The organism is Streptomyces sp. NPDC107521, from assembly GCF_055598485.1.
Window position 1 is genome coordinate 1 of sequence record NZ_JBVKAT010000042.1, and the last position, 11,704, is coordinate 11,704.

An 11,704-nucleotide genomic window follows, 5' to 3' on the forward strand; every position below is an offset into this window, starting at 1 on the left:
AGATCTTCGTGAAGGGCGAGGTGATCAGGACGGTGCCCGAGTCGAAGATCGTGGAGACCCTGATCGACGAGGCCCTGAAGATCGCCGAGCAGATGGAGCGGGACGGGACGGCGGGGGAGCCGTCCGTCACCGTGGGCTGAACCGCACACACCGAAGGGGGCCCGAGGGGTGACCACGCCGGAGACGGTCCGGGGACCGCGCGTCCCGGAACGCGCGTCCGGCCGCCTTCCGCACTCCCGCCGGACCGTCCGTGCCCCCGCCCCGGCGCACCCCGCCGTCCGCACCGGGGCACGGTCCGGACCGGGCCGGGGCACGGCGGCATCCACGGCCGCCGCGCCCCGGTCCCCGGACGGTCCGCCGCCCGCCGGGCGCCGGGGAGCGGCCGGCCCGTGAACAGAGTCGAATGATCATCCGTCAGCAGGGGCGCGCGCCGCGCGGCCGGGACCGCAGGGACCCCGGACCGCCGGCCGCCCCCGGGGGAGGCTCCGCCCGTCACGGCGCGAGCCCGGCAGCCGGGCGGGGTCCCGGCGGGAAGCGGCCCACCGGCCCGCGGACCGCCCGCCCCGTGCTCCGCCCGTCGCAAGGAGGGAACGGAATGCCCAAGGAGTTCGACCTCGGAGCGCTCCTGGCGGAGCGCGGGGGTGAGCGGTACGCACTGCACGCGAAGCACCTCAACCACCAACTGCCGCGCATGCTGCGCACCATCGGCTTCGACAAGGTCTACGAGCGGGCCGAGGGGGCGTACTTCTGGGACGCCGACGGCGCCGAGTACCTCGACATGCTGTCCGGATTCGGGGTGATGGGCCTCGGACGCCACCATCCCGTCGTCCGCAGGGCGCTGCACGACGTCCTCGACGCCTCGCTGGCCGACCTCACCCGCTTCGACTGCGCGCCGCTCCCCGGTCTGCTGGGCGAGAAGCTGCTCTCCTACAGCCCCCACCTGGACCGGGTCTTCTTCGGCAACAGCGGCACGGAGGCGGTCGAGACGGCGCTGAAGTTCGCCCGGTACGCGACCGGCCGGCCCCGCGTCCTGTACTGCGCGCACTCCTTCCACGGGCTGACCACCGGCTCGCTCTCCGTCAACGGCGAGGACTCCTTCCGGGACGGCTTCGCCCCGCTGCTCCCGGACACCTCCGTCCCCCTCGGCGACCTGGACGCGCTGGAGCGGGAGCTGCGCGGGGGCGACGTGGCCGCGCTGATCGTCGAGCCGATCCAGGGCAAGGGCGTGCACCAGGCCCCGCCCGGCTATCTGCGCGGCGCCCAGGACCTGCTGCGGCGGCACAGGGCGCTGCTCATCTGCGACGAGGTGCAGACCGGACTCGGCCGGACCGGCCGGTTCTACGCGTACCAGCACGAGGAGGGCGTCGAACCGGATCTGGTGTGCGTGGCCAAGTCCCTGTCCGGCGGCTATGTGCCGGTCGGCGCGACCCTGGGCCGGGACTGGATCTTCCAGAAGGTGTACTCCTCGATGGACCGGGTGCTGGTCCACTCGGCGAGCTTCGGCTCCAACGCGCAGGCCATGGCGGCCGGGCTCGCCGTGCTGTCGGTGATGGAGAACGAGGAGATCGTGGCCAACGCCGCCGCCGTGGGCGAGTCGCTGAGGTCGAGGCTGGCGGCCCTGGTGGACGAGTACGAGCTGCTGGCGGAGGTGCGGGGCCGGGGGCTGATGATCGGCATCGAGTTCGGCCGGCCCAGGTCGCTGCGGCTGCGCAGCCGCTGGGCCATGCTCCAGGCCGCCCGCAAGGGCCTGTTCGCGCAGATGGTGGTCGTGCCGCTGCTCCAGCGCCACCGCATCCTGACCCAGGTCTCCGGCGACCATCTGGAGGTGATCAAGCTGATCCCGCCGCTGATCATCGGGGAGGCGGACGTGGACCGGTTCGTCGGCGCCTTCCGTGACGTGATGGACGACGCACACCGGGGCGGTGGCCTGATGTGGGACTTCGGGAAGACACTGGTGAAGCAGGCCGTGGCCACGCGCTGACCGCCCGCGGCGCCCCCGGCCCGGCGCCCGGGACGGCCCGACCGGGGTGCCGCCGGGACTTCCCGCCGCTGGGGGCCGAAGGTCCTTGCCTCTGAGGCAAGGGAATTGCCTCGGGGGCAAAACTGCGGCTCAATGGGGGCATGAGCTTCTCCGAGACCGATCCGTCCGGGATCGATCCGCCCGGGGCCGGCCCGCACGACGGCCAGGCCGCCGCGGCGGAGGCGGTGGCCGTCGTCGCCCCCCAACTGCGGTCCCTCCGGCGCCGGGCCGCCCTCACCCTGGAGGCCGCGGCCCGGTCCGCCGGGCTCTCGCCCGCCCACCTCTCCCGCCTGGAGACCGGCCAGCGCCAGCCCTCCCTGCCGATGCTGCTGGCCCTCGCCCGGATCTACGGCACCACCGTCGCCGAGCTCCTCGGTGAGACCCCCGCGGAGCGGGACGCCATCGTGCGGGCGGCCGACATGGAGCCGACCGCGGCGGGCGGCTGGACCTACTGGCGGGTCGGCGCCCCCGGCCGCGCCATGCAGTCCCTGCGCGTCCGGGTGCCCTACGGCTCCCAGGGCGACATCGTCCGGGCGCACCCCGGCGAGGAGTGGCTGCACGTCCTGCGGGGCCGGCTCCGGCTGCGCCTCGGGGACAGCGCCCACCGGCTCGGCCCGGGGGACAGCGCCCACTTCGACTCGATGACCCCGCACCGGATCGCCGCGCAGGACCCCGACGGGGTCGAGCTGCTCTTCGTCCATACCCTGTTGCAGACGCCCACGGCCACCCTGTGCCTGGGACCGACCCATGGAGAGATGTCATGAGCAACCTGGAGGAGAAGTTCCCCCGCTCGTTGTGGATCCGTTTGATCATCTACGTCGCGGTGGGCCATCTCCTGGCCGCCTTCATCTACGTGCTCTTCGCGGTGGGAGCCAAGTAGCGGTCACGGGCGGGCCGGGGCGGCCGGCCGAGCGGTCCCGTGGGCGGGTGACGGGCCGGGTGGACCCGGCTCAGTCCAGCAGTCGCTCGCGCAGCCGCTCCCGGGTCGGCGCCGTGATCCCGAGCCCCCGCTCCAGATAGGTGTCGACCCCGCCCCAGGTCTCCTGGACGGTCTCGAAGGCCGCCGCCAGGTACTCGGCGCGCGCGTCGAACAGCGGGTCGAGCAGCTCCATCACCTCGGGCGAGTAGGCCGCCGCCGACGAGTCGCTGCGCTGCACCCGGTAGCGGCGGTGGGCCGCGTTCGACTTGAGGTAGTCCTCGACGATGGCGTCGCGCTCGACGCCCAGGGCGAGCAGGGTGACGGCGATGGACAGGCCCGCGCGGTCCTTGCCCGCCGCGCAGTGCATCAGGGCGGGGACGCTGTCCTCGGCGAGCGCGCGCAGCACCCGCGAGTGCTCCGCCGTGCGGTCCTTGATGATCATTCGGTAGGAGCCGATCATCCGGCCGGCCGCCCTGCCGTCCGCCAGGATGCCGCGCAGCTGGTCCAGGTCGCCGTCGCGGACCAGCCGCCAGAACTCGGCGCCGTCGGCCGGGTCGCTCAGCGGCAGGTTCACGTTGCGCACGCCCGGCAGATCGACGTCCGGGCCCTCCAGCCTTTGGTCCGCCGCGTTGCGGAAGTCGAAGACCGTGTGCAGACCCAGCGAGGCGAGGAACACGGTGTCCTCCCCGGTGGCGTGCGCCAGATGGCCGCTGCGGTACAGCACCCCGCCGCGCACCCGGCGGCCGTCCACGGTCGGCAGCCCGCCCAGGTCCCTGAAGTTGCGCACTCCGGCCAGTTCCGGCTCGGTCGAGGGGACCTGCTGCGTCACGGGGGCTCCTCCCACTGCGGCCCGCGGGCGCTGCTCACCCGGTGGGCGTCGGTCGACTCGACCATACGGCATCCCCTGCCTGGGGCGACGGGGTGCGCGCGGCCCCGCGGGAGGCTCCGGCGCGCACCTTCCGGGCATGACCCGAATGCCGGTCGATGTCGCTTTGAGAAGGTTCTGTCCGAATCGGCGTATTTGATTCCCGCTCGCTCCGAAATAAGGGCGGGCGGAAAAGGCACCCGTGAGCAGCGTCATATCCGTGACGGTGCGTTGCCCGTCATGTTCACGTAATTCACATGCTTTTCCGGGGTGTTCGGGCGTCCCGGAATCAGGAAATCGACACAGGGTCACCGTGCATTCCCATAAAGGATCACGAGAAACTCCCGTCCGCGGAACCACTCGCTTGTCCGTTCGCGTCCCGGTCCCTTACGTTCGCCACCGATCCGGTCGGACGCCCAATCCTGCCGCCGCCCGGAGCCCGCATCCATCTCACCACCCGTACCCGGCAGGAGCGGGGGACCCACAGGTACGACCGCCTGTTCCGGTTCCCGGAACGGCTAGGGGTAAAGCCGCGCGGTCCGCGCGGCCGGGCATCTCCAGCCCGCACCCGACAGCTCACCTCGCAGGCGCCGGAGAGGAATTCGACATGCCCGCGAAGGGTAAGCACCGCCGTTCCAAGGCCCAGCGCCTCACCCGCACCATCGCCGTCGCCGGAACCGGCGGCGCCGCGCTCGCGCTCCCGCTGATGGGTGCCGCCGGCGCCCACGCCGCCCCGGCGCACTCCGTCGCCGGACAGTCCGCGCAGTCCGCCCCGGCCGCCGCCGCGAAGGCCCCGGCCCAGGGCGCCGACCAGAAGCAGGGCACCCGGACGTACACCGTCCGCGGTGGCGACCACCTCTCGAAGATCGCCGCCGAGCAGCACGTCGACGGCGGCTGGAAGCGGCTCTACGCGGACAACCGCGAGGCCGTCGGCAGCGACCCGTCCCTGATCCACCCCGGCCTGCGCCTGGTCCTCGGCGGCAAGGCCGCTCCGGGCGCCGACCGCTCCGCGCCCGCCGCCCGGACCCCCCGGGCCGCGGCGGAGAAGCCCGCCGCCGCGCCGAAGCCCGCGGAGCGCGAGCCCGCCGCCCAGGCCCCGGCGGCCCCGAAGCCCGCCGCCCCGGCCGCCGGTGAGGCCGCCTCCTCCGGCGCCGCGTCCAACACCGCCCCGCAGTCCGCGGGCGCCCGGCCCGTAGGCTCCACCGGCGGCTACGTCTCCCCGGTGCCCGGCGGCACCGTCGGCACCCCGTACCACCAGGCGGGCGGCATGTGGTCCAGCGGCTACCACACCGGCACCGACTTCGTCGTCCCGACCGGCACCTCGCTGAAGGCCGTCGGCGCGGGCACCGTGGTCTCCGCCGGCTGGGGCGGCGCGTACGGCAACCAGGTCGTCATCCGGCTCGCCGACGGCCACTACGCCCAGTACGCCCACCTGTCCTCGCTCTCCGTCTCGGCCGGCCAGTCCGTGACCGCCGGTCAGCAGGTCGGCCTGTCCGGCGCCACCGGCAACGTGACCGGACCGCACCTGCACTTCGAGATCCGCACCACCCCGGACTACGGCTCCGACGTGGACCCGATCGGCTACCTGCGCGCGCACGGCGTCGCGATCTGACGCGGGACCCCGCGCCACCGGAGGCCGGACCCCGATCCCCGGGTCCGGTCTCCGGTGCTTTCGGTGCGCCCTTTTCGGCCCGGCGTATTCCCGAATCGGCCAACCCCGGGGGCGTGGCCTTTCTCACCGCCCGTCAACCCTTTCCTACGGTCGCGTAGGTCACATTCCACGGGGAAGGATGGGTCGACGTGACAGACGATTCGAAGAATGTCAGCGGAGCAGTGATCGGGTCGTACGTGGCGGTGGGGGACAGCTTCACCGAAGGCGTCGGCGACCCCGGCCCCGACGGGGCGTTCGTCGGCTGGGCCGACCGGTTCGCCGTCCTGCTCGCGGACCGGCGCCCCGAGGGCGACTTCACCTACACCAACCTGGCCGTGCGCGGGAAACTGCTGGACCAGATCGTGGCGGACCAGCTCCCCCGCGCCGTGGACCTCGCGCCGGACCTGGTCTCCTTCTGCGCGGGCGGCAACGACATCATCCGGCCCGGCACCGACCCGGACGAGGTGGCCGAGCGGTTCGAGCGGGCGGTGGCGGCGCTGACCGCCGCGGCCGGCACCGTCCTGGTCACCACCGGCTTCGACACCCGCGGCGTTCCCCTGCTCAAGCACCTGCGCGGGAGGATCGCCACCTACAACGGACATGTGCGCGCCGTCGCGGACCGCTACGGCTGCCCCGTGCTCGACCTGTGGTCGCTGCGGAGCGTCCAGGACCGCCGGGCCTGGGACGCCGACCGGCTCCACCTCTCGCCCGAGGGGCACACCCGGGTGGCGCTGCGCGCGGGGCAGGCCCTCGGGCTGCCGGTGCCGGCCGACCCGGCGCAGCCCTGGCCGCCGCAGCCCCCGCGCGGCACCCTCGACGTCCGGCGCGACGACGTCCACTGGGCCCGCGAGTTCCTGGTGCCGTGGATCGGGCGGCGGCTGCGGGGCGAGTCCTCGGGGGACAACGTGACGGCCAAGGGGACGCTGTCGCCGGACGACATCAAGATGCGGATCGCCCCGGTGGCGTGAGGCCGGGAGCGGCGGCCGGGCCGTGGCTCGGTGGTCCGGTGCTCCTCCCCGGGCGAGGGGAGGGACGCGGCACCGGGGCCCGGGCGGCCGGCCGGCCGCCCGGGGCGGGAGCCGGTCCTCCCGGGGCGGACAGCCCACTGTCCCGGGACGGCCGGCCTTTCCCCGGACGGCGGGCCCGCCCTCCGGGACGGCGAGACCGCCCTCCGGGACGGCGAGACCGCCCTCCGGGACGGCGGGCCCGCCCTCCGGGACGGCGAGACCGCCCCGGAGGCTCACCGTCGGCGGGCGCGCAACTCCTCCGGTTCCAGGCCCAGTTCGCGGGCGAGGGCGTCGTCCACCCAGCGCAGCGCCCTGGCCCGCGACACCGTGCCCCGGTACGAGGTGAGCTGCACGGCCAGCCCGTCCAGCAGGGCGGTCAGCCGTAGCGCCGCGGCCGCCGGGTCCGGGCAGCGGAACTCCCCGGCCGCCGCGCCCTCGGCGATCACCCCGGCGATGGCCGCCTTCCACTGCCGGTCGAGGCCCCGGGCCACCTCCCGCAGCCCCGGCTCGCGCAGCGCCGCCGCCCAGCTCTCGATCCAGAGCGGCCAGCCCTGGGACCGGTCGGTGGGCGCGTACCAGCGCAGGGCGGCGCGCAGCCGGCGCGTCGCCGAGGTGCGGCGGGCCAGGAGGGCGCGCAGCCGGGCCAGGTCGCCGTCGGCGGCGTACGCGAAGGCGGCGGCGACCAGCTTCTCCTTGGTGGCGAAGTGGTACAGCACCAGCGCGTTGCTGACCCCGAGTGCCGAGGCCACGTCCGAGATCCGCAGCGCCGTCACGCCCCGCGCGGCGATCTGCACCGCGGCGGCGCGCAGCAACTCCTCGCGCCGCTCCGCCACGGTCAACCGCACTCCTGTCACGCGCGTCACTGTAGCCGGGTGCCCGCAGCGGCGACGGGCGCCGTCGGCGGGACGGCGGACGGGAACGGGAGGCCCCGGGACGACGGCGGACCGGGGCGACGGCACCCCCCGCCGACCCCGTCGGGGCCGGTCTCCGCACCGGGCGCGCCGGCCGCCCGCGACGATAATGACATCCGAACCATCCCCACTGGAGGTACCGTGGCCCGCTCCCCTTCCCCCCGCTCCGGGCCGCGTCTGCCGCGCCCGGCGGCGTTCGGCGCGGACCCGGGCGGCGCGCGGATGGAGCGCATCCGCAGCTCCCCGCACTTCCACGACGGAGTCTTCCGGAACCCGGGCGGGCCCACCCGGGTCCGTCCCTCCGGATCCGGCCGGTCCCTCGCCACGGCCTACGCCGACAAGCGCGCCCGGCTGCTGCGCGCCCCCTCGGGCCGGATCCCGGTCCACGCCACCACGCTCGCGGACCTCGCCCGGCCCCCGGCGGGCGGGCCGCGGCTGACCTGGATGGGCCACTCCACGGTGCTCGCCGAGATCGACGGCCGGCGGGTGCTCTTCGACCCGGTCTGGGGAGAGCGCTGCTCGCCCTTCCCCTTCGCGGGCCCCCGGCGGCTCCATCCGGTGCCGCTGCCCCTGGCCGCGCTCGGACCGGTCGACGTCGTCGTGATCTCCCACGACCACTACGACCACCTGGACATGCCGACGATCAGGGCACTGGCCGGCACGGACACCCTGTTCGCCGTGCCGCTCGGGGTCGGCGCCCACCTCGAGCACTGGGGCGTGCCCGCCGCCCGGCTGCGCGAGCTGGACTGGCACGAGTCGACCCGGGTCGGCGGCCTCACCCTGACGGCCACCCCGGCACGGCACTTCTGCGGCCGGGGCCTGCGCAACACCCAGCACACCCTGTGGGCGTCCTGGGCGGTCGCCGGTGGGGAGCACCGCCTGTACCACAGCGGCGACACCGGCTACTTCGACGGCTTCCGGGACATCGGCGCCGCCCACGGCCCGTTCGACGCGACGATGGTGCAGGTCGGGGCGTACTCCGAGTTCTGGCCGGACATCCACATGACACCGGAGGAGGGGCTGCGGGCCCACCTCGACCTCCAGGGCGGCCGGCCGGGAGGTGTCCTGCTGCCGATCCACTGGGGCACGTTCAGCCTGGCGCCGCACGCGTGGGCGGAGCCGGGGGAGTGGATGCGGGACGCGGCCCGGGAGGCCGCCCAGCCGGTGGCGTTCCCCCGTCCGGGCGAGCCGTTCGAGACCGCCGGGAGGCTGCCGGAGGACCCGTGGTGGCGCGCGGTGTCGGGTCCGTTGGCGCATCCGTGGCGCGACACCCGGCCCGCCGGGGACACGGCGGGGGCGGACGGGGGCGGGCTCGTGGGCGGCCCGGTGGTCTCGGCCGGGGACTGACGCGCCCGGACCCGGCTCCGGCTCCCGGGGCGGTGTTCGCCACGTTCCCGTGCGGCGGGCCGGAGCCGGTCCGGCGGTCAGGCCGGAGGGGTGCCGGTCCGCCGGTCAGGCCGGAGGGGTGCCGGTCCGGCGGGCGGGGGCCGGGACGGGTTGCGGGGCGCCCGGCGGCGGGGTCGGCTCCGAGGCCGTGCCGTTCCCGAGCACGGTGCGGAAGGGGAGCGCGAGGAGCAGCGCGGCGGCGACCAGGAGGCCCCCGGTCCACAGCGGCCCCAGCTCCCCGGCCCCGGTGGTCAGGGTGGCCGCGGCGACGAGGGGGCCGACGGCGGCGCCGACGTTGAGCGCGGCCGTCGCGTAGGAACCGGCCATGGTGGGCGCGCCCGCCGCCTCGTACAGGACCCTGGTGATCAGCGTGCCGCCCAGGGCGAACGACAGCGCGCCCTGGACGAGGACGAGAACGAGCAGCGCGGCCGGTTCCCCGGCCAGCAGGGCCGTCGCCGGCCAGCCGAGGAGCAGCGGCGGGCCGACGGCGGCGACGACCGTGCCGGGGCGGCGGTCGGCGAACCGCCCGGCGGCGGTGACGCCGACGAGGGCGCCGGTCCCGAAGAGCACCAGGGCGACCGGGACCCAGAGCGGGTCCAGCCCGGCGGCGCCGGTCACCACGGGGGCCAGGAAGGTGAGGCTCCCGAACGTGGCCGCGTTCACCAGGGCCCCGAGCAGCATCACCAGCAGCAGGCGCGGCCGGGCGAGCCGGGCCAGCTCCGAGCGGAGCGGCGTACGGTCGGCGGGTGCGGCGGGTGCGGCGGGTGCGGCGGGTGCGGCGGGTGCGGCGGGTGCGGCGGGTGCCGTCGGCCCGTCGCTGCCGTGCGCCGCGCGTTCCGCCCGCCGGGGGACTCCCGGTCCTCCCGTTTCTCCGGTGGGCGGCGTGTGCTCCGCGGCCGTCCTCTCCGCCCCCTCCGTACGTCCCGCCGGGACGACCCTCAACAGGCCGAGGGCCGCGGGCAGGCACAGGCCGGCGACGGCCCAGAAGGCCGCGCGCCAGTCGAACAGGGTGCCGAGCGCCGCGCCGCCGGGGACTCCGGCGACCATGGCCACCGTCGTGCCCGAGAGCAGCACGGCCAGCGCGCGTCCCTTCCGGTCGGGCGGGACCAGGGCGGCGGCGGTCGTCAGGGCCACCGCCAGGAAGCCCGCGTCGGCGAGCGCGGCGACGGCCCGGGTGGCGAACAGCACCGGGAAGCTCGTGGTGAGGGCGCCCAGGACATGGGCGGCGGCGAAGACGAGGACGAACCCCGGCAGGGCGGCCCGGGCGGACCGATCCCGTGCGAGCGCCGCCATCAGCGGGGCGCCCACGACCATGCCGACCGCGAAGGCCGGGGTGAGCGTCCCGGCCGCGCCGACGGTGGTGCCGAGGTCCGAGGCGATGTCCGGCAGGAGGCCGGCGAGCATGAACTCCGAGGTGCCCATGGCGAAGACGGCCAGGGCGAGCAGATACAGCGGAAGGGGCATCGAGGGGCTCCGGGACGAGGGGAAGCGCGCGAGGGGTCGTCTCGTCATCGCGGCCCGCCCCCCGGGGAGGGCGAAGGCGCGCGTCCCGCCGTGGAAGGCGGCGGGACGGCGGATTCACCGGATCAGTGGTCCAGGGGGCTGACGGCGTGACCGAAAGCCCCCGCCCTGTCCGACTCGGGGCTCGACATGCCCCGCACGCTACCCGGTCGGCGCACTCCGGGGCATCCCCGTTCGCGGGAACGCTCCGCACGCCGGACGCGCGGGGTGCGCCGCCCCGGTCGCGGTGCGCCGCGCACACGCCCCGGGGACCGTCGCGGCGCGCCGCGTCCTTCCCGCCCGTCGCCGCGCGACCTCACCGGCCGTCGCCACCCCGTGGCCCGCGACCCGTACCGCGGTCAGTACCCGCACCGCCACCTGGGTCCGCACCGGCTTCGGCGCCCGCGCCGGTACGGGCGACCGTATCCTCCCCGGCGCGCTGTTCGCGCACCGCGATCCGGGCCAGCTTGGTCAGCATCATGCCGTTGCGGATCGAGACGAGGTAGTCCACCGGGAGGCCGTGCATTCGGGTGCCGGGACCGCGCAGGGGGTGCCAGTCGAGCTCCAGGAGGGTGTTCCCGGCCCAGGGGATCAGATGGAGGGCGATGCGGGCCGCGCCGAACGGGTCCGCCCTGGCCTCCAGCTCCAGGCGCCGTTCCGGCTCGCAGTGCCGCACGACGCAGACGTCGTCGAGGGTCAGCGGGCCCACACCGACGCGCACGCGGAGCCGGGAGCCCACGCCGGGCCAGCCGGGGTCCGCGGCGGTGACCTCACGCGTCCCGGAGACCCATTCCCCGTAGCGGTGGCCCTCGGACAGCAGTCCCCAGACCCTGGACGGGCTGCTCAGGATCAGCCTGCGGTTCCGGGCCATCGCGACCACGCTTCCTCTCTCCGGCGGGACCGGCGGGACCAGCCGGACCAGGGGGATCTGGGGAACCGGGGAGCAGGGGACCGGTGCCCCGGCCGCGGCCCGGTCCGCGCCGCCGGACCCGCGGCGCTCCGGCCCGGCCCGCCTTCGACCCTAGGGTCGCGGCACCGATCCGGCACCCGCGACCCGCCTCGCCTTGCCCCTTGGGCAAGTGCTTTGCCTCGCGGGCAGCGACGGGTCTACACCTGATGGCGGGCACGTCCCGCCGGGCGCGGGAGTGGTGAGCGGGCCAGCGCGGGAGCGGCGGCGGAACGGAAGGGCGAGGTGACCGGGGTGAGGGCCGACCTGAGCGTACGTCCCCGTGTCCGACGGGATGTCCCCACGGCGATCCACGTCCAGATCTCGGAGCACATCCGGCTGCGGATCGCGGGCGGCGAGTGGCCCGCGCACCACCGCCTCAAGAGTGAGCCCGAACTCGCCCGGGAGTTCGGCGTCAGCCGGGGCACCCTGCGCCGCGCCCTGACCACCCTCATCGAGGAGGGACTGCTCCGCCAGGTCAGGGGCCGCGGCACCTTCG

11 protein-coding genes, 1 pseudogene and 1 riboswitch are annotated in these 11,704 nt (G+C 75.6%); of the genes and pseudogenes, 8 read left to right on the forward strand and 4 right to left on the reverse strand.

What is annotated here, in order from left to right:
- From ACZ7LB_RS31680 to ACZ7LB_RS31695, 4 genes and pseudogenes are all read left to right on the forward strand, one after another.
- Nucleotides 1-140, forward strand: a pseudogene (locus tag ACZ7LB_RS31680) (flavodoxin-dependent (E)-4-hydroxy-3-methylbut-2-enyl-diphosphate synthase); the annotation flags it as partial.
- A 455-nt stretch (nucleotides 141-595) separates the two neighbouring features.
- Nucleotides 596-1,981: an aspartate aminotransferase family protein gene (locus tag ACZ7LB_RS31685; RefSeq protein ID WP_471473114.1), complete on the forward strand. Its 1,386-nt coding sequence runs from the start codon at nucleotides 596-598 to the stop codon at nucleotides 1,979-1,981.
- Between the two features lie 140 nt (nucleotides 1,982-2,121).
- Entirely contained in the window at nucleotides 2,122-2,784 is a 663-nt protein-coding gene (locus ACZ7LB_RS31690; protein ID WP_471473116.1) for a helix-turn-helix domain-containing protein, read from the forward strand.
- Nucleotides 2,781-2,900: a DUF6126 family protein gene (locus ACZ7LB_RS31695; protein WP_471473118.1), complete on the forward strand. Its 120-nt coding sequence runs from the start codon at nucleotides 2,781-2,783 to the stop codon at nucleotides 2,898-2,900. Before ACZ7LB_RS31690 ends, ACZ7LB_RS31695 begins: the two co-directional genes overlap by 4 nt.
- 70 nt (nucleotides 2,901-2,970) lie before the next feature.
- On the opposite strand, the gene ACZ7LB_RS31700 is transcribed toward ACZ7LB_RS31695, so the two are convergent.
- A complete protein-coding gene (locus ACZ7LB_RS31700) occupies nucleotides 2,971-3,768 on the reverse strand; it encodes a tyrosine-protein phosphatase (RefSeq protein WP_471473120.1) in 798 nt (265 codons plus the stop codon).
- Nucleotides 3,769-4,248: 480 nt separating this feature from the next.
- Nucleotides 4,249-4,407: riboswitch (cyclic di-AMP (ydaO/yuaA leader) on the forward strand.
- Nucleotides 4,408-4,411: 4 nt separating this feature from the next.
- Here ACZ7LB_RS31700 and ACZ7LB_RS31705 point away from each other — a divergent pair.
- Nucleotides 4,412-5,416 (forward strand): M23 family metallopeptidase, encoded by a 1,005-nt coding sequence (locus tag ACZ7LB_RS31705; protein WP_471473122.1) that lies wholly within the window; start codon nucleotides 4,412-4,414, stop codon nucleotides 5,414-5,416.
- Between the two features lie 221 nt (nucleotides 5,417-5,637).
- Nucleotides 5,638-6,423 (forward strand): SGNH/GDSL hydrolase family protein, encoded by a 786-nt coding sequence (locus ACZ7LB_RS31710; protein ID WP_471473127.1) that lies wholly within the window; start codon nucleotides 5,638-5,640, stop codon nucleotides 6,421-6,423.
- 272 nt (nucleotides 6,424-6,695) lie between these two features.
- Here ACZ7LB_RS31710 and ACZ7LB_RS31715 read toward each other — a convergent pair whose 3' ends face one another.
- The gene (locus ACZ7LB_RS31715) at nucleotides 6,696-7,316 is read right to left on the reverse strand and encodes a TetR/AcrR family transcriptional regulator (protein ID WP_471473124.1); all 621 of its coding nucleotides are present in this window, start codon (nucleotides 7,314-7,316) and stop codon (nucleotides 6,696-6,698) included.
- 279 nt (nucleotides 7,317-7,595) lie between these two features.
- Here ACZ7LB_RS31715 and ACZ7LB_RS31720 point away from each other — a divergent pair, with 279 nt between their 5' ends.
- Nucleotides 7,596-8,720: an MBL fold metallo-hydrolase gene (locus tag ACZ7LB_RS31720; protein WP_471473128.1), complete on the forward strand. Its 1,125-nt coding sequence runs from the start codon at nucleotides 7,596-7,598 to the stop codon at nucleotides 8,718-8,720.
- 105 nt (nucleotides 8,721-8,825) lie between these two features.
- On the opposite strand, the gene ACZ7LB_RS31725 is transcribed toward ACZ7LB_RS31720, so the two are convergent.
- A complete protein-coding gene (locus ACZ7LB_RS31725) occupies nucleotides 8,826-10,223 on the reverse strand; it encodes an MFS transporter (RefSeq protein WP_471473125.1) in 1,398 nt (465 codons plus the stop codon).
- 352 nt (nucleotides 10,224-10,575) lie between these two features.
- The gene (locus ACZ7LB_RS31730; RefSeq protein WP_471473126.1) at nucleotides 10,576-11,130 is read right to left on the reverse strand and encodes an SRPBCC family protein; all 555 of its coding nucleotides are present in this window, start codon (nucleotides 11,128-11,130) and stop codon (nucleotides 10,576-10,578) included.
- Between the two features lie 330 nt (nucleotides 11,131-11,460).
- Here ACZ7LB_RS31730 and ACZ7LB_RS31735 point away from each other — a divergent pair.
- Nucleotides 11,461-11,704, forward strand: a 244-nt coding sequence (locus tag ACZ7LB_RS31735; RefSeq protein WP_471473129.1) for a GntR family transcriptional regulator, incomplete at its 3' end; no start/stop codon positions are given.

What these genes read in the sequence shown, in the direction of transcription:
- ACZ7LB_RS31690 (WP_471473116.1), top strand. Translation starts at nt 2,122, where the DNA reads ATGAGCTTCTCCGAGACCGATCCGTCCGGGATCGATCCGCCCGGGGCC.
- ACZ7LB_RS31730 (WP_471473126.1), bottom strand. Translation starts at nt 11,130, where the DNA reads ATGGCCCGGAACCGCAGGCTGATCCTGAGCAGCCCGTCCAGGGTCTGG.
- ACZ7LB_RS31725 (WP_471473125.1), bottom strand. Translation starts at nt 10,223, where the DNA reads ATGCCCCTTCCGCTGTATCTGCTCGCCCTGGCCGTCTTCGCCATGGGC.
- ACZ7LB_RS31720 (WP_471473128.1), top strand. Translation starts at nt 7,596, where the DNA reads ATGGAGCGCATCCGCAGCTCCCCGCACTTCCACGACGGAGTCTTCCGG.
- ACZ7LB_RS31705 (WP_471473122.1), top strand. Translation starts at nt 4,412, where the DNA reads ATGCCCGCGAAGGGTAAGCACCGCCGTTCCAAGGCCCAGCGCCTCACC.
- ACZ7LB_RS31685 (WP_471473114.1), top strand. Translation starts at nt 596, where the DNA reads ATGCCCAAGGAGTTCGACCTCGGAGCGCTCCTGGCGGAGCGCGGGGGT.
- ACZ7LB_RS31695 (WP_471473118.1), top strand. Translation starts at nt 2,781, where the DNA reads ATGAGCAACCTGGAGGAGAAGTTCCCCCGCTCGTTGTGGATCCGTTTG.